The organism is Paenibacillus pedocola, from assembly GCF_031599675.1.
Lineage (GTDB): Bacteria > Bacillota > Bacilli > Paenibacillales > Paenibacillaceae > Paenibacillus_AQ > Paenibacillus_AQ pedocola.
The window spans coordinates 3,306,852-3,324,307 of sequence record NZ_CP134223.1 but is presented as its reverse complement, the minus strand read 5'-3'; the positions used below and the strand labels follow the sequence as shown (position 1 = coordinate 3,324,307).

13 protein-coding genes are annotated in these 17,456 nt (G+C 49.1%); 5 read left to right on the top strand and 8 right to left on the bottom strand.

The features are described from left to right. The first annotated feature begins 21 nt into the window (after positions 1 to 21). On the top strand, positions 22 to 1,215 hold the full coding sequence (locus QU597_RS14415) for an ROK family protein (protein WP_310828650.1): 1,194 nt from the start codon (positions 22 to 24) through the stop codon (positions 1,213 to 1,215). Positions 1,216 to 1,313: 98 nt separating this feature from the next. Here QU597_RS14415 and QU597_RS14410 read toward each other — a convergent pair whose 3' ends face one another. From QU597_RS14410 to QU597_RS14385, 6 genes are all read right to left on the bottom strand, one after another. Next, complete coding sequence (locus QU597_RS14410) at positions 1,314 to 4,454, bottom strand: alpha-mannosidase (protein ID WP_310828649.1); 3,141 nt, start codon at positions 4,452 to 4,454, stop codon at positions 1,314 to 1,316. A gap of 50 nt (positions 4,455 to 4,504) precedes the next feature. Next, on the bottom strand, positions 4,505 to 5,548 hold the full coding sequence (locus tag QU597_RS14405) for a LacI family DNA-binding transcriptional regulator (protein ID WP_310828648.1): 1,044 nt from the start codon (positions 5,546 to 5,548) through the stop codon (positions 4,505 to 4,507). Between the two features lie 126 nt (positions 5,549 to 5,674). Further along, on the bottom strand, positions 5,675 to 6,565 hold the full coding sequence (locus QU597_RS14400; RefSeq protein WP_310828647.1) for a hypothetical protein: 891 nt from the start codon (positions 6,563 to 6,565) through the stop codon (positions 5,675 to 5,677). A 213-nt stretch (positions 6,566 to 6,778) separates the two neighbouring features. Beyond that, complete coding sequence (locus tag QU597_RS14395; RefSeq protein WP_310833319.1) at positions 6,779 to 9,568, bottom strand: DUF8487 domain-containing protein; 2,790 nt, start codon at positions 9,566 to 9,568, stop codon at positions 6,779 to 6,781. Positions 9,569 to 9,752: 184 nt separating this feature from the next. Next, on the bottom strand, positions 9,753 to 10,748 hold the full coding sequence (locus QU597_RS14390; protein WP_310828646.1) for a Gfo/Idh/MocA family protein: 996 nt from the start codon (positions 10,746 to 10,748) through the stop codon (positions 9,753 to 9,755). A 1-nt stretch (position 10,749) separates the two neighbouring features. Further along, positions 10,750 to 11,769, bottom strand: a complete 1,020-nt coding sequence (locus tag QU597_RS14385) for a Gfo/Idh/MocA family oxidoreductase (protein ID WP_310828645.1) — start codon at positions 11,767 to 11,769, stop codon at positions 10,750 to 10,752. 145 nt (positions 11,770 to 11,914) lie between these two features. On the opposite strand from QU597_RS14385, the gene QU597_RS14380 reads away from it, so the two are divergent. Together QU597_RS14380 and QU597_RS14375 are read left to right on the top strand one after the other, a co-directional pair. Then, positions 11,915 to 12,778: a MurR/RpiR family transcriptional regulator gene (locus QU597_RS14380; protein ID WP_310828644.1), complete on the top strand. Its 864-nt coding sequence runs from the start codon at positions 11,915 to 11,917 to the stop codon at positions 12,776 to 12,778. Between the two features lie 52 nt (positions 12,779 to 12,830). After that, positions 12,831 to 13,670 (top strand): hypothetical protein, encoded by an 840-nt coding sequence (locus QU597_RS14375; RefSeq protein ID WP_310828643.1) that lies wholly within the window; start codon positions 12,831 to 12,833, stop codon positions 13,668 to 13,670. Between the two features lie 74 nt (positions 13,671 to 13,744). Here the strand turns inward: QU597_RS14375 and QU597_RS14370 are convergent, their stop codons facing one another. Continuing rightward, a complete protein-coding gene (locus QU597_RS14370) occupies positions 13,745 to 14,104 on the bottom strand; it encodes an MmcQ/YjbR family DNA-binding protein (RefSeq protein ID WP_310828642.1) in 360 nt (119 codons plus the stop codon). Between the two features lie 9 nt (positions 14,105 to 14,113). Beyond that, positions 14,114 to 14,686, bottom strand: coding sequence for a cysteine hydrolase family protein (locus QU597_RS14365; RefSeq protein WP_310828640.1), 573 nt, complete (start codon positions 14,684 to 14,686; stop codon positions 14,114 to 14,116). Positions 14,687 to 14,815: 129 nt separating this feature from the next. On the opposite strand from QU597_RS14365, the gene QU597_RS14360 reads away from it, so the two are divergent. Both QU597_RS14360 and QU597_RS14355 read left to right on the top strand, forming a co-directional pair. Next, the gene (locus tag QU597_RS14360) at positions 14,816 to 15,415 is read left to right on the top strand and encodes a TetR/AcrR family transcriptional regulator (protein ID WP_310828639.1); all 600 of its coding nucleotides are present in this window, start codon (positions 14,816 to 14,818) and stop codon (positions 15,413 to 15,415) included. 329 nt (positions 15,416 to 15,744) lie between these two features. Next, a complete protein-coding gene (locus tag QU597_RS14355) occupies positions 15,745 to 17,406 on the top strand; it encodes a ribonuclease J (RefSeq protein WP_310828638.1) in 1,662 nt (553 codons plus the stop codon). Positions 17,407 to 17,456 lie beyond the last annotated feature (50 nt).

Sequence of the window (17,456 nt, the reverse complement as noted above, 5' to 3'; positions counted from 1 at the left end):
TTGGAAATGGAGAAAATACATATGATTACTCATTCCACGCCTTCAATAAAAAAACAGGTATACGACCGGATTTCCTATCTCGGGACTGTTTCCAAAGCCGATCTGCTGCAACATTTTGCATTGGCCAGCAGCAGCATGACACGCTTACTTGAAGAGATGACTTCTCAAGGCCTGATTATCGCTTCCGGACTCGGCAGCTCAACCGGAGGAAGAAAGCCAGTGTTGTTCCAGACGCGCCCGAAATACCGCTATCTGCTGGGACTAGAAATATCACGCATTTATTCTAAGCTCGGCCTCTATGATTTGCATCTTAATACATTATCTGTGATCCGCTGGGAAATGGACGCACAGATGACACCTGAGCATCTGGCTGATTATGTTGAAGCTGCTGCCGCTGACTTTCTTGCGAAGGAAGGGATCTCCGCGGATCAAGTCCTCGGTATAGGGATAGGTGCGGTTGGTCCTCTGGACCGCAAGCAAGGGGTCATCCTTGAACCAGAGTTTTTCCCTTCTCCTCATTGGAAGAACGTTCCGATCTGCGACATGCTTACGGCAAGGCTGGGCATTCCGGCCAAACTTGATAACGGCGCAAATACCGCACTCATCGGTGAACATTGGGCGCTCCGGAATGATAATATTGAGCATGCCCTTTATGTACATGCAGGGATCAATATCCGCTCAGCTATGATGTCCGGCGGCAAGCTTATCCGGGGTGCGGTGGATACGGAAGGGGCGGTCGGCCAGATGATCATCCAGACCGGCGGGCCAAGACTCCGGGGTAAAGGGAACTATGGAGCGCTGGAAGCTTTTGTGTCCGTGCCATCCCTGGTGGATCGTGTTCGTGCCCAGCTTAAGGCCGGGCGCAGCAGCCTGCTGTCTCCCTTTTCACCTGACCGTGTTAATTTTGCAACTCTGGTTGACGCCCTTTCGCGCGGTGATCTTCTCGTTAAAGAGCAATTTACTGAAACGGCCCGCTATCTGGGGATTGGACTAGCCAATTTGATCAATACCTTCCATCCTGAATACGTAATTCTGGGCGGTCCGCTCGTGAGCGCTGATCCCCTGGTCTTCAATATTGCACTGGAGACTGCGAAATCAAATATCTACCATTACCCGGAATATAGCCCGGTCTTCTCGCATGGAATGCTTACGGATGAGGCCGTAGCTACTGGCGCAGCCATCATGGTGCTGCATGAATGGGAAGGGAACGAATAGCCTTCCCGGGGTAACAGCACATGATAATAGAGCAGAGATGCTCCCTTTACGGGGAAGATCTCTGCTCTTTTTATATCCGGAACTAATTCTTTAACAGCTTATTCTATCAGCTTCACCAGGAAGGTGCTGATTTCATAAGGCTTAAATTCATGGGTCAATTCCCGGCCGACTACCGCTTCTTCCAGCGGACGTTCCATTAAGTCGCAGGGCTGCCAGGAATGCACAGCATAATCACTTCCCAACAACACAGTGCTGCGGCTGCCCGTATATTCATGCAGCCGGACGATAAAGCCGTCCCCCTGTTCAGCCAGCTTAACGGCGTCAATCGCGATACCAGGGGCATCCGTTCGGATCAGTGATTTGCCGGCTCCTGCGGAGTATGCTCCTTGTACCGCTCTAAGCGGATTATTCAGTGCCCACGCCTCCTGGGCCGTCTGGCCTGCGGCCCAGTCTCCTATATGCGGCAGCAGCGCATAGGTGAATTGGTGCTCGCCTTGATCCGCCTGCCAGTCCGGCTCGGTAGCAGATTTGATCAGCGACAGCCTCATTACATGATCCTTGATGTCGTAGCCGTATTTGCAGTCGTTCAGCAGGCTCACCCCATAGCCCCGTTCGGATAAATCAGCCCATTGATGGCCTACACTTTCGAAGCGGGCATAATCCCAGCTTGTATTCCAGTGGGTCGGGCGTTTCACATTGCCGAACTGAATATCGTACGTGGCTTCCGTCGCCCGCACAGCAACCGGAAAGGCTACTTTCAGCAGCTGATGCTGTTCATGCCAGTCGACCGTCGTCTCGAAATCAATACGGCGGCTAACTGCATACACTTTTACTTTTTGAATAATACAGGAATCCAAGTATTTCCACTTCAACTGCAGAACCGCAGCGAGCGGTCCGTTTTCGGTCAATTCTATAGCCAGCAAATCTGTGATTTCCCGCTGTTTCTCCTGATAATACAGATCAATATCCCAGGCATCGTACATTTTGGGTTTGTCCTCGAACACCTGCAGCACATTGCCGCATTCACCCGCCGCTAACACCTCCCGGCTGGCTGCACGGTCGTAAATCCGTTCCAGCTGCCCCGATGAATTCCATTCCAGAAGGTAGAAAGGCGTCGTCAGCCGTGAATTCTCCCATGTAAATGGAGTTTCCGTCTCTACGGAGGCAGCCGCTACGGACGTAATTACTGCCGTTCCCATCATTGGGAGCGCGGGTATTTCAATCAGCCATTCACAGTTCTGGCGCTGGGAGCGCAGTACATGCCCATCCGCAGCTCTCCACTCTCTGTCCTGAGGATCTGTGCAAGTCAGGGTGAGCAGGCCTGCCCTGTTAAAGAAAGCTCCATTGAAAACAGTGTAGTCTGTTTCCCGTGCTGTTCCTGATGAGGAGATGAGCGCAGCCGCGGCGTCATCTGCAGCTTGTGTCCCTATCTTCTCGGCTTCCATATATTCCAGCCTTGAATCCTCATATACCTCCCGGATCGAGGAGCCGGGTATAATATCATGGAACTGGTTACGCAGGATAATTTTCCAGCCCTCAAGCAGCTCCTCTGCCGGATAATGCTGGAAGCTGCCTGATTCGGCGGCCAGCATAACCTGCAGCCATTCCGCTTCACGGTAGAGCAGCTCCAGCTTGCGGTTCATCCGTTTGTTGTATGCCTGGCTGGTATATGTGCCTCTGTGGTATTCCAGATAAAGCTCACCATCCCAGGTGTGGACATACTGGTCAGTGTTCTTCACCGTTTCATTTAGACGTTCGAAATACTCATCAGCCCGGCCGGTCTTAAGCGTAGGGATGCCGGGGAGACGTTCCAGCCGGCGGCGCATTTCCAGCATTTCACGGTTCACACCTCCGCCGCCGTCACCGTACCCGTAGGACAGCAGCAGCTCGCGGTTCAGGTTCTTATCCCTGTACTGATCCCAGATTCCCTGTACAGAAAATGGCTCAATCAAGCCGTTGTAGGTATAATACCAGGCACTGGAATCCGGCCCTTCAGGCGTGGTAATGAAATGGGTCAGCACTTCACTGCCGTCAATCCCTCTCCAAGTGAAGGTATCGTGCGGCATGCGGTTATACTGATTCCAGCTGATCTTTGTCGTCATGAAGGTATCAATGCCGGATTTGCGCAGGATCTGCGGCAGTGCCCAGCTGTAGCCAAAAACATCCGGCAGCCAGAGGTACTTGCATTCGGCTCCGAACTCTTCCCGGAAGAACTTCGTTCCGTACAGAATCTGGCGTACAAGTGATTCCCCGCTGGTCAGATTGCAGTCAGCCTCCAGCCACATCGCGCCCCCGGCTTCCCAGCGTCCTTCTTCCACCCGTTCGGCGATCTGTGTATACAATTCGGGATAATCACGTTTAATGTATTCATACAGCTGCGGCTGGGTCTGCAGAAAAATATATTCCGGAAACTGCTTCATCAGCCGAAGCACGGTGGAGAACGAGCGGGCTGCTTTTTCCCGTGTATGCGTCAGCCGCCACAGCCAAGCGACATCAATATGGGTATGTCCGATAGCCGTTACCGTAACCGGATGCTCCCGCCTCATTCCAGCCAGCTGTGCCGCCAGCAGGTCATCTGCATCGGTAACAGAGGAATAAAAGACTTCACTGCCGGGCTTCGACCAATCCAGCAGGTTAAATGCACGGCCCAGTGCCATCAGCAGCTCCTGCTTCTCCGGCTGGCTCTCTGTAAGCTGCTTACAGACCCCAAGCGCGGCCCGGCCTGTATAATATAAATTGTCTGCTGCTTCATCCAGATAAGCCAGCTCTGCCTGCTTAATCCGGTGTTCCTGGAGAACCGGCTTTCCCCCGCCTTCAAGCCCGGACCACAGCCGGAAGGTGAAATCGAGCGTACGTCCGGCGGCATCTGTCTCAAGAAAAACCTCCTGGTGATTGGAATCCACCCCCTGGTAAGGCTGACCGTCCACAAACAGCAGGGCTTCGAAGCCGCTGTTGTTGCCGCCTCCGGTTCTGCCGAAGTCAAACCGCCCGGCAATACGTCTGCCCTGCCATTCTGCTGGGATCTTTACTGACTTATGCAGCCACAGATATACATCCCGCCCGCTCCAATACGCTCCAAGCCGCATCGTCTTCCCGTCTGCCAACACCGGCGGATACATGCCGTTAACCCCATCCTTATCCTCAGCGGCCAGCCAGTCCTCCAACTGGAAAGTTTCGCGGTACCGGTACTCCGCTAGTTCTGCAATGCGTGCAGCCAGTTTTTCTTCTGTCCAGAACATAACTTTATCCTCCTATTCATAACACGTGTTATAAGCCGGGGAAAAAGACGTTACGCACTTTCTCCCGGTCTTAGAAGCGCCGGCAGCCATAGCTTACCCGGCGTTCCCGGTCCTTGCCCGATCTGCTTCAGTACACAGCGGACCGCTTCTTGCCCCATGCCGACATAAGGGATCTCTACACAGCTCAAGGATGGCAGGCTAAGCCTGTGGCCTTGGATCGTATTGTCCGCAGCCATGATCCGCAGATCCTTACCGATCCGCAGGTCTAGGCGGTGAGCGGCCCGGTACAAGTCGGGAACAGCACTGGACCAGTTCACCAGCACTGGAGGCAGCTCTCCGCCGCCCTCGCCTAACTGCGACAGCCATTCCTGCCACTCCACCTGTCCCTCTCTCTCCTCATGACGGGAGACCGACGGCTTCATCCCATGCAGGTTACACCAGTCTGTATAGGCATCCCTCCGGTTCTTCTCTGCCCAAATGACACGGCTGCCAGCGGAGCTATGGAAGACCTCGGCATACACTGGAGCGTTTGTCCCGGCAGAATCTCCCGGAAGCATGTAGTCAAGCGCCATCCCCACACTGCCCCGATAATCGGCCAGAATGGAATAGATTCCTTCCGTTCCGTCATACCCTTCCACAGAGACATAGGGCACACCAGCTTCCTTTACTTTGTGGGCCCAGTCTCTGTTCCGGTAGCTGGTGTCATCCAGTGTTACGATACCGTCGATCTTCCGCTGGTGGTACAGATCAAGCAGTTCGTTTCTCGCGTCCCCGGAATTTCTCTGGCCCGGTGAGCAGAGCAATATGTGATAGCCGCTGGCTTCACATTCCTGCTGCATCCCCTCAAGCAGCCGCATGAACAGCGGATGGCGTGTATCGCCGTACGCAGCAAGAGTCATACTGCGGCCTGTCTTCATACTGCGCGCCTGGGCATCCACATGATAGTTCAGCTCACGGATGGCGGCCAGCACGGTCTCACGTGTTTCGGCACTGACCCCGATTCCGGGCGTATTGTTCAGCACGGCAGATACCACACTGCGGGATACACCGGCAAGCTTAGCTACATCATGACTAGTGATTCTTTTTTTGACCATAATAGCACCTCGGCAAGAGTATAACACGTGTTATGAAGAGTGTATATAAAAAGCCTGCAACAGGAATAACTCCTGTCACAGGCCGGAGAGGCTTCAGATATATTTAGCCTAAAGGATACTTTTCTGTTAACTTAGCTTTTGCTGAATCAGCACAGCCAGTTCTTCAGCGGTATCCCACACTATCGGGCGGATTTCTTGTAACTGCACAGTAAGCTTATCAGCATCACTGCTATTCACGGTCCAAATTACAGGGGTACCTATGCCCAGCGCATAGCCTGCCGCAAAATACACCCCGGGCGCCTGACCGGTTACATCTGCAATAATCAGTTTACTTTCAGCGATTAGCCCCAAATCATATTGTTCATTCTCTGGTGACTGGGTATGCGTCAGCAAAGTCGGCTGATAACCGAACTGCCCGATTTTGGGCAGCAGCTTCTCCTGCCATTCTCCGTGTAATTCATTACCGCCTTGGATGAGAATGGAACAGGCTTTTAACTTCTTCCCTCCGGTGCTGGCTGCTGCTTCATTCCACCCTTTTTCCGTCAGCTTAAAGTTCATGCCTTCCCGAATGAGAAACTGCTCGTTTCCAAGCTTGTCTATGATATATACCAGTTCTTGCAGGTTGGGAGAATAGGTCAGGTTATAATTATTGGAGAGCGGGTGAATGGCAACCGGTTCCTCAGGGCCTTCGGAATGCCTGTACAAATATTGCAGTAGACGGTTACCTTTATCTTCAATGGTTACAGGTATATTTGGGGAATCTGCGATGGATTCCAGATCATCTGCCTTAAGATAGACCTTGTCATTACAGTCTGTCTTCTCCCGGATATAAGCAGATATGATATGCAGCAGGTCCCGTTTCTTCGGATGCGGGAGCGCATTAATGGACTCGTAGCTGTCCCGCCGCAGATGATATCCCCCGCCTGGTGAACAGGAGCAGCCAAGATAGCGATCGTAATCGCCTTCCTGTTCAATGGGAACAATCTCGTCACAGAACAAACAGTGTTTCTTCATCATATTCATTATCACCTCGTATCAATTGCTACCCTCTACCTTACCAATATTTTTGTGTAAAGTAGACTGGAATATACTACCGCTGATGTTTCCGGTGCGCATAAGCGGAGATAATGCGTTTTGTAACCAACTAAAAACAAACAAGCCAAGCTAGCCATTGTTAGACTAATGGCTGCTTGGCTTGTTGTACTACTAACGAAGTATTCTGTTATTGGTTTATTGAATAATCCGCTTAAGCTCTTCCTTGGTTGCTGCGTATTGCGGCTTAAATTCCTCTGAGGTCATGTAACCGGCCAGACTGGACAGGAACTGTCTGCCTTCCGGCGTTGCGCCTGCCTTGTCAGCGTCCAGGGCGCAGACCAGCAGGTTACCGGCCCCAACCCGGCACTCAAACAGGAAGCCCAGCTTATGATTGCGTTCAAAGTTGTCAATCGTCTGCACCAAAGGACTCCATGCTGAATCTGTTCCGTCCATGATAATCGACTTTGAGTTCTCAATAATATTCCACCAAGGATAAGTGGAGTGCTCCTCGCACGGGAAGTTACGGAACACAGGATGGCTGTTGTCGATCAGCAGACCCATGGTACCGACAGGTACCGGCCGGTTCATGCTTTCTGAAATCGAACGGAACATCGGATAACACCAGAAATCTGTACAATAGTAGCCTTCGATAGCATTGTTCAGGGACTCCGGCTTCGGCATCAGCAGCACATTTTCACCTTGCTCCAGCAGAGCCAGCACTTCATCACTAAGTGTATGGAAGATACGTATCCCGTCAAGCCCGGTACCGCTCTGTTCCGGATAGATCCACAGATCGTAGCTTTTGCGGATATCGGTTCCCGCGATCCGGAGATTAAGTACGGCTGAGGTCATGGCCGGTACTGTAGGCAGATCAATGTCCAGCTGGCAGATATCGATATAATTCTCCCCTGCCGGAACTTCTGTTTCGTGCGTACCTTCCGCCAGTATTTCATCGCCCGCCTTCAGTTCCCAGTCTAATTTCACGGTGCCCGGGGTTCCGAACCGGAACCAGCTCAGCTCGATACTAGCACTAAAACGTTCCCCGGAGACATAGTTATATTTCGGGAATCTTGCGAGCAGAACGGCATCGCTGCAGAAGGTGCGCCATTCTTCAGGTGTAATCATCCCTTTGGAGTCCATGAAGGCATCTAGGATGCCGACTAAGGCTGTGCCCTGTCCGCTGAAATCCTGCAAATCCAGCAGCTGAAAGCCGGCAAGCTTCTTGGTACGGAAGGCTGCTTCGAGTTCCTCTTTGTAGCAGGCTGCTGCAAGCTGCCCCGAGGCCGCGAAATATTTAGCCGCGAGATGGCCAAGGCCGTTCTCTTCCAGACGTTCACGGAAGACTTCGAAATTCTTCGCCTTAAGAGACCCGCTGTATTTTGCGATCTCATCATAATTGGGATAGGTTGCGTACTGTCCAATCTCATGAGAGATTACCGGAATATGCGGAATCCATTCTCCGGATGCATCGTCCGCCTGAACGGTTTTTGCTTCTGTGCCGTATTGAATCTGGATAGTTCCTCCACCTTCCGCTTCCGCAGCTGCCCCGGCCGCAGGGACGAACTGGTCATCATAATCCTTCATCGTACCCGGCAGGCCGGTCTGAACATGACCCAGCGGTGCATCGCACATGGCATATGAACCTCGGAATAACCGCTCTTTGGAGAAGCGCACGCCGCAGAAGAAATCCTCATGCTCCAGAATTTCCGGTACCCATTGGTGGTTATTGGAACCCTGTGTGTACAAAGGGCGGCTGTCAAATGTCTTATATTCCTTCAGGATGGAATCGATCTTGGTTCTGCTCCCCCACAGCTCGTTACCGAGCGACATCAATACGAAGGATGGATGGTTGCCGAACGCCTTCAGAATCTCGTATCCCTCGCTAACCAGATAGTCCTGCTCAGCCTGATTATGCCCTTCATCTGCTGGCTCTGTAATCGTTCCCCAGAAAGGAAGCTCCGGCTCCATGTAGATTCCGAGCAGGTCCGCAGCGGTGAAGGCTGCTTCAGGAGGACAGCAGGTGTGGAAACGGTAATGGTTGATGCCGTAGGATTTAGAAATCCCAAGAATTCTCACCCATTCCTCGACGTCAGTCGGCGCGTAACCGGTCAAAGGAAAGATCAGCCCGTCATGCTTGCCGCGTAAAAAGGTCTTCTGTCCATTAATTGTAAACTTATCGCCGTCTGCCTTGAATTCACGTAATCCCAGGACCAGTACGGTTTGGTCGGTTGGCTCTCCTTCCCCTTGTGTCAGGGAAAGTGTAAGGTTATAAAGATTGGGTGCGGTTTCACTCCAAAGCAGCGCATCCGGACCCAAGTTGTATTCGATGCTGAACTCTCCCGGTGTGAGAGCATATTCCTGAACTGCAGCCGAATGTTCCAGCTCGCTGTTGAAACTTAAAGCCGACACTGCCAATGTGCTGCCAGCTGTGCCTTCCAATGTGGCTGAAATCCGGACCAAGCGTGAAGATACATCCGTGTCGAGGCGGATTCCGCTTAAATAGGATTTGCCGTAAAACTGAAGCTCCATACGGCCGGTGATCCCGTTCCAGTTGGTCTGGGTGTCCGGTGAGGTTAAATGTCCGCCCTTAGTCGGATATCCGGTATTATCGACCCGGATCGTTATTGTCTGGGTGCCAGCCTTCAACTGGCCGGTCAATTCATAGATATGAGCAGTATTCAGGCTGTTGCGGCTGCCAATTTCCTGGCCGTTCAGCCACAGAGTCGTCAGGCGCGTCCGTTCCAGATACAGCAGGCATCTCTTACCGGTAAGCTCTTCGGGAATCACGATCTCCTTCGAATACCACGCCGATCCTTCAAATAGATATTCATCTGTTAATGCGCTGATTACAACCTCTTCATTCTTCGGTCCCTTGCGGGCATGCGATGTTGTACCCGGCAAAATGATATTATCTGAAAAAGGCAGAACCAGCCCCTGTTTCCCTTCATCTAACTGCAACTTCCATTCGCCTTCAAGATTGATCATTGTCTGCAAATATATCACTCCCAATTATTAATCTCTCTAAACCTATCATAGCTTCGTTTATCATTATAGCCTCTCATGTATCCGTTATCAATTAATACAATAACAACGATAACATAAATAACAATACAAGCCATGCGGTTATCCGCATGGCTTGTTGCAATAGTTCATTAACAATAGATTAATCTCAATATTCAGGCTTATCTGGACCAAATACAAGGCCGGCTGATTGTTTAGCCTGCTCTATTACACGCATAACCCGCTCACTGTGTTCTAGCATCCGCGATACCCTATCCATGTCCTTCTCGCGGATTATCTGTTCAAAAGCAATAAATTCATCATACATCCGGTGGGGATGATGTTTATGGTCCACCTGGACGGGCTTCTCTTTATTGGCAACATAATCAAAGCTATCGATGATATTCGCTGAGCCGTGCATACGCAAATATCCTTGAACACCCTGAATGTTCATCGCATTCGGAGCCGTACTGTCTTTTGCACCAATACAAACACATTTGAAATTCCCGTAATCGAGCAACAGAATACCCGAGGTGTCTATTCCGCGATCCATATTTGCCAGATACTCCACTTTCCCGGGGCTGCCAAAGAACCCGACCACCATATGGATGTTATAAATATTGATATCCATCAACGCACCTCCGGACATTTCCGGATTGAAGGCAGGCATTACCTGACCCGCCTGGAAGGCATCGTATCTGGACGAATACTGGGAATAGTTGCATTCGACGATTTTGACAGGCCCCAGCTTAGAGAGATATTCCTTCATTAATAAATAATTGTTCAGATATTGATTCGTTATCGCCTCTATCAAGACGAGTCCGCTTTGAAGCGCCAGCTGTTTAAGCTCCAGGAATTCACGCAAATTGGAGGTGAACGGTTTTTCACAGATGACATGCTTGCCGCGTAATAAAGCTTCCTTCGTGTAAGAATAATGAAGATGATTCGGCAGCCCGATGTAGACGGTATCGACTTCATCATCAAGCAGCATCTCGGTGTAATTGTTATATATCCGCGAGATCCCGAACTGGTTTTGCAGAGATAGCAATTTTTCCTGATGGTCCGGCTTTGAACTAATGGCTTGTAAGCTAATGCCGGAAATCTCATCAACAAAGCTTAACAAATCCATAACTATGTTCCCGGCGCCCGCAATTCCCAATTTCATTTTAGCTGCACCCCTCTATTCCGCGCTCCAGGATCTCCATAACGGCGATCGTTTCTTCGTCTTTAACCGTCTTCTCCTTGCCGTGTACGATCACTTGATAAATGTCATCGTATACCCTGGCATAGTCCCCCTGCTCAGAAATGATTTTTTCTTCATGATAGTTGCCCTCAGCATCCAAATAGGTTAATGTGCCATAATGCTCCGGGGCGTCAATGCCGAAATCGGGATGTCCCTTAGGCAGATAAAATAGCTTAAGATGCTCTTCCTGGCGGTCCTCCGTATGTTTTACGAATACGCCTTGTTTACCATATACCACAAAACTCGGCCGTGCCTTTAAGCGGAAAAAGCTGGATTTGACCGATACCTTAAGCGTTCCATAGTAGAAATCCAGATCGAAGTAATCATTCATTCTGCCGGAGCCCAGCAATTGCCGTACATCGTAATGTACGTTATCAGGTTGTCCGAAATAGGAAAAGACCTGATCAATGGTATGCACACCATGTCCGTATAAGTAACTATTGTATTTGTTAAAATGAGTAGTGGAATTCGGCGTCTGCGGACGGTAATAATCGTAATTCATCTCCACCTCGAGTAGTTCACCAAGCTTGCCTGAGTCAATAACCTTCTTTGTCGTGAGGAAGTCCGAGTCGTAACGTCTATTCTGATAGCTCTGGATAACGAGTCTCTTCTCTTTGGCGTACTGGAAGATGGATACAGCTTCATCCTTAGTCATCATGAACGGTTTCTCAACAAGCACATTTTTGCCATGGTCAAGCGCCATTTTTGCATAAGCATAATGGGATTCTATAGGAGTGCAGACAACGATCAGCCCGATTTCCTTATCGTTCATTAAGGCTTCAATATCATCTGTATAAAGAACGCCGGGCACTTTCTCCCATTCCGCTTTCTCCGGATTACGGGCGTAAATCGTCTTAACTTTCAAATGCTCCCGGTTCATAGAAAAAGGCAGATGATATCGGTTCGTGCTTTTGCCGTTCCCAATATAGCCGATAGTCAACATGTGAATTCCCCCTCAGGTCTTTTTCATCTATTATAGAAGAACAATGCCGGCCGTGAAGGATTCGGAGGGAAAACGGTACATTCAACCAATTATTCGCAGCCGTGACCGTTCAAGACTAAACAAAATGTTTACTGAGGTGATTCTGTTGAAACTACTGATGCAATTATCGGACATGCATAACTTTACACCGAACGAAAAAAGTATCGCCGCCTATATCCTGCTGCACAAGGAAAGGATGCTCCACTTCAATGTTCAGGAGCTTGCAAAAGCAACCTATACTTCCCACTCGGCGGTCAACCGGTTAACCCATAAGCTTGGGCTGTCCGGATTTAAGGAGTTCATTATCAAGCTTGCCCGCGAATTCCAGCAAAATACCCAGAATATTTCCAGTGTTGATCCCAACTATCCGTTTAGTCTTGAGGAGACGCCGCTTGAAGTAGCCATGGATATCGCAGAATTAATGAAGGAAACGATTTCCAAAACCTATGCCTACATGGATAATGACCTGCTGGTACAAACAGCCGGGTTGCTGGATCAAGCCAAACGGATCTTTATCTATGCCTTAGGAGATTCCCAAATCCGGGCCAAAAGCTTCCAGAATAAGCTGATAAAAATTAACAAGTATGTAGTGATTGCCACGGAGCTGTACGAATGGGCGTATCATACCGTTAATCTGACGGAAGACGACTGTGCAATTTTTTTGACCTATCATGGAAAATCACCGATTTATTTAAGAGCCGCCCGGCATTTCAGACAGGAGAAGATTCCGTTCATCACGATCACAGCTGCCAGTCAAAGTGAATTGGCACAGCTGAGTACGCTATGTATCCATGTACCTGATGATGAAGTTAAGCATGCCAAAATAGGAACCTTTTCATCACAGATTGCTTTTGAATATGTCCTTAACGTGATCTACTCCTGTATCTATAAGCTATCTTATGAAAATAGGGAGTTCACTGCCCATTCACAGAAAAACACCTACATCACTGATATGATGGAGGATGTATAGCACCATTATGCCGTCACAGCATCTAATCAAAAGGCAGCCCGAGGTATTTCACATGCATATAATCATTTCTTGGGGTGAACAGATGAATGCTTATAACCTTATGATAAAAACTAATCACTACTTAATTAAAAACGGGAGTTTAACTGACTCACAAAAAGATAATATTATCTGGCAGTTTCTATCGGCACAAACCAAACCAGAACAGGCGAAAAGGTTTTATCAGGGTGTCAAGTTTCCTAATAACATTGACAGCCATGGGCGGCAAATGTATCCGATTTTCTTTATTCCACCATTCATTGATGGAGTAAAGCTCAAAACCATTTTTAATCAAACACCGAAAACTCATATTTTCTCCGCTAATATGTATGAACTTGAAATTATCCGTTTACTTTACCTTCTTGCACCAAATAACCCTATTGTAAATGAAATAGTAGATAAAACTCTTATACGCCTAAGAACCACTTGCTTTGGTAACTGTGATGACGGACTAGGGGAATGTTTTGATACATCGCTTGTTGTATTACGCTTTCTTGCTTCGGTCCTCCCTAATGATACAGATTGGATAAGTGGCAGAATTGATAATTATAATTGTCATGTCGGAGATAGAAAACGCCCATGGTTTGCCAAATGGTATTTCTGGCTCTGCCTCTCTGAACTGCCATTTATAATGGCTGAATCAGAAATAAACAAATATAAAGGTGAAATTATGCCATGGCTGACAACTAAGAGTGCTGTCATGAACAGCGAACACGATAAAACTATTCATCCGGTCATTATCTGTATGCTTCGTAACCTAATGAGCAGATATCCAGAATATGCACATATAAAAGAACGCCAACCTTACATTAGTGAGAAAGACGGAAGATTACATTTTGATATAACCCAAGCATAATAATTTATGAATTGGAGTGCTCAGGCAGCCAAGGCTATAAACCGGTCTCCTTCCCTGGCTGCCTGAGCTTGTTGTTACTTCTTTTCCAGTATGGATTCACGTACACTTGTGGGGAGTTTGCCTACAACCAAATCGTAAGAGTGGTTAATCATGTCAAAGATATCGGACAGAGGCAGGGACCCATCGACCATCACTGTGTTCCAATGCTTCTTATTCATGTGGTACCCTGGCCGGACAGCATCATGCTGCTCCCGTAAATTCTCTGCTATTACCGGATCACATTTCAGGTTTAAGCGAAATTCGTCTTCTGCTCCCTCAAAAATAAGCGCGAACATCTTTCCTCCGACTTTGAGCACCATAGCCTCAGGACCGAAGGGATACTCCTTCGTTGCACCTTGTTTCTTCAGACCGTATGAGATAATACTCGTTTTCATATCAGCACCTCATTCCTGGGACAACTCTCTGATCCATTCCTCCACGGTGAGCACATCGGCTTGGCGGGGAAATACCTTTTCGGTGAGTACACGGTGAACCTCCGGATCGGCATCCACACAAGCATCTGAAAGAACGGTAACGGCAAAATCCTTATCCGCCGCTTCACACCATGTGGAGAGTACCACTCCACTTGTTGCAATACCGCTGAGAATCAGCGTTTCAATCCCGCGCTCATGAAGAATGGCTTCCAGCTGGCTGCCGGCAAATGCACTAACTCGGAATTTGTCGACAAGCGGCTCACCGGATTGGGGCTTAACGGATTCATGAACATGCATCGCAGGATTTACAGCTGACATTCCGATGTTGCCGGTCATTTTGCCGAAAATCTTGTTGCGCGGACTATTGGGAACATCTTCACGGACGGCAACTCCCGCATAGATAACCGGTACGCCGTGCTTACGGGCAGCTTCAACCGCTCTTTGGAACGGCAGCAGGACTTCCTCTTGCTTCACATATATTGACACAATTGTATTCTGCATATCCAATACCAGCAGTGCAGCTTTGTTCTGATGATCAGGCACGGGTTGCACACTCCTCTTCTATCGATTAATATTAAGTGGAGAATTCTCCGCTTAGTCTTTTCTTGATACTAAACGGAGAGCTCTCCTCTTGTCAAGACAAGGGCTGACCACGAACGGGAAGTGATGAGAATGCAGAAGACAAATCGTAACGGACGCACCGAACGCCGGGACGCAGCGGAAAACCGCCAGCGTATACTGGATGCAGCTAATCAGTTATTCGCGCAGTATGGAGTCGAGCCTGTCAGTATGAACCAGATTGCGGCTGAAGCAGGAATTGGAGCAGGTACACTCTACCGCAGATACCGCAATAAAGGTGAACTGTGCATGGATTTAATCAAAGACAGCAAGCTCCTCTTATTCAATACAATAGAAGAATATATGAAAACGAACGCTGCTCAGGCACCAGCCTTACGCTTACGGGGACTTCTTGCCATATTTATCAGCTTCAAAGAGAACCATGCACAGCTGCTTGCCGGAATCGAAGGCGCCACATCCTTATCAGAGGCCCGTTCCATGAGCAGCAGTCCGTTTTATATGGAATTACACGAGCTGCTGGTGAGACTTTTTGATGAAATGGCAGCAGACAACGAACAATCCCAGCCGGACAGCGTGTTCAGAACGGATATGCTGATGGCTGCACTGAGCAGCAAATCGTATCTGTTCCAAAGAAATGTACGAGGCAGATCACCTGATCTCATCCTGGATCAGCTGTGCCGGATATATATTTAAAACAAGCCTTATTCACCCACTCGCCACATGGATGATTAAGGCTTGTTGGTTCATACAGAGAGCTTACGGGGGCCTCTCGCATGCTCTATTGGCTGCTCCTTTACGTTTAGAGCTAAGAATAAGCCGGCTGCGGCTACTGCCGTCAGCATCCAAAATGAAGCGAGCATCTCCGTTAATTAAAGACTTAATGTGTCTTCAATATATTTAAACGCCAGAAAAGTCAATCCATCTTATACATCTCAGGGCTACATTCCGCTGTAACAGAACAATGGATACTTCTCCAATGCTCTACCCATACTACTGATAACTATATAAGGAGGGATAATGATATGTCTGAGGAACGGTTGTGGATTGCGGCATTGGGGGGGGTTCATGAGATTGGCAAGAACATGTATTTCCTGCAATACGGAGATGACATTATTGTTATTGACTGCGGCTCTAAATTCCCGGATGAAAGTCTGCTTGGAATTGATCTGATCATACCCGATGTTACTTATTTATTGAATAATCTCGATAAGGTAAGAGCACTGATTGTGACACATGGGCATGAGGACCATATTGGCGGCATTCCTTATCTTCTCAAGCAATTAAACCTGCCACTTTACGCCTCCCGTCTGACGCTGGGACTCATTGAGAACAAGCTCAAAGAGCATGGACTGCTTCGTCAGACCAGCCTGCATCGAATTGATTCGGATTCTGTTCTCACCTTTGGTTCCATTTCAGTTTCCTTCTTCAACACCAACCACAGCATTCCGGATTGCCTGGGGGTCGTTTTTGATACGCCGGAAGGAACGGTTGTGCATACGGGTGATTTTAAATTTGATATGACTCCAGTCAACCGGCAATACCCGGATATACATAAAATGGCCGATATCGGCAAAAAAGGTGTCCGGTTTCTGCTCTCGGAGAGCACAAACGCTGAACGTCCCGGATTTACTCCATCTGAGAAGCTTGTAGGCGCCCATATGGAAGAAGCCTTTCAAAAAGCGGACCGCAGAATCTTTGTCTCTACCTTCGCTTCCAATGTCCACCGGCTGCAGCAAATCGTTGATGCCGCAGCTTTAACCGGACGCAAGCTTGCCCTGCTTGGACGGAGTATGGTTAATGTTGTAGCCGTATCCCAGGAACTGGGGTATTTGAACATTCCAGAAGGCATGCTGGTTGAACCTGCAGAAGCAGCCAAGCTGCCGCCGCATGAGGTGGCTGTTATGGTTACAGGCAGTCAAGGGGAACCCATGGCTGCCTTATCCCGTCTGGCGAATTCGAGCAACAGGCAGATGAGTATCAGTGCCGGAGATACCGTGCTGCTCGCCGCTAATCCGATTCCCGGTAATGAACGCAATGTGTCCCGGATTGTAGATAATCTCTATATCCTCGGCGCAAAAGTCATTTATGGCTCCCGGAGCGAACTTCACGTCTCCGGACATGGCAGCCAGGAGGAGCTAAAGCTGATGCTGACGCTTATGAAGCCGGAATACTTTATTCCGATTCACGGGGAATACCGGATGCTGCACCATCACCGTCTGTTGGCAGAGGCTGTCGGTGTCGATGGGGATAAAATCTTCCTGCTTAAGAACGGTGAGCTTGTGGAGTCGTCTGGCGGTGTTGTCCGCCAATCAGGCCGAGTGCCTGCCGGGCAGATTTTTGTCGACGGGCTAGGGATTGGCGACATCGGGAATGTGGTCCTGCGCGACCGGCGCCAACTATCTGCAGACGGTGTCCTGATCACTGTAATCACCCTAAGCCAAGCCGATGGACGGCTGCTGAATGAACCGGATACGATCTCCCGGGGCTTCATTTACGTCCGCAATTCAGACACGCTGATGGAAGAGATCAACCAATTGGTCGCAGCAACACTGGAGAAATTAAGTAAAGCCGACCTTGGCCAATGGAGCATTATGAAGCAGACCATCAAAGAAACCTTAGGCAAATTTCTGTATGAGCGGACGAAACGCCGTCCGATGATTCTTCCGATCATTATTGAAGTGTAGATCCAAACTTTATTCCTTGATCAAAATTACGCAAGATGATCCGCCTTATT

Bases quoted from the DNA above. Each gene is read 5' to 3' on its own strand.
- QU597_RS14415 (WP_310828650.1), top strand. From the start codon at position 22: ATGATTACTCATTCCACGCCTTCAATAAAAAAACAGGTATACGACCGG.
- QU597_RS14410 (WP_310828649.1), bottom strand. From the start codon at position 4,454: ATGTTCTGGACAGAAGAAAAACTGGCTGCACGCATTGCAGAACTAGCG.
- QU597_RS14405 (WP_310828648.1), bottom strand. From the start codon at position 5,548: ATGGTCAAAAAAAGAATCACTAGTCATGATGTAGCTAAGCTTGCCGGT.
- QU597_RS14400 (WP_310828647.1), bottom strand. From the start codon at position 6,565: ATGATGAAGAAACACTGTTTGTTCTGTGACGAGATTGTTCCCATTGAA.
- QU597_RS14395 (WP_310833319.1), bottom strand. From the start codon at position 9,568: ATGATCAATCTTGAAGGCGAATGGAAGTTGCAGTTAGATGAAGGGAAA.
- QU597_RS14390 (WP_310828646.1), bottom strand. From the start codon at position 10,748: ATGAAATTGGGAATTGCGGGCGCCGGGAACATAGTTATGGATTTGTTA.
- QU597_RS14385 (WP_310828645.1), bottom strand. From the start codon at position 11,769: ATGTTGACTATCGGCTATATTGGGAACGGCAAAAGCACGAACCGATAT.
- QU597_RS14375 (WP_310828643.1), top strand. From the start codon at position 12,831: ATGCATATAATCATTTCTTGGGGTGAACAGATGAATGCTTATAACCTT.
- QU597_RS14370 (WP_310828642.1), bottom strand. From the start codon at position 14,104: ATGAAAACGAGTATTATCTCATACGGTCTGAAGAAACAAGGTGCAACG.
- QU597_RS14360 (WP_310828639.1), top strand. From the start codon at position 14,816: ATGCAGAAGACAAATCGTAACGGACGCACCGAACGCCGGGACGCAGCG.
- QU597_RS14355 (WP_310828638.1), top strand. From the start codon at position 15,745: ATGTCTGAGGAACGGTTGTGGATTGCGGCATTGGGGGGGGTTCATGAG.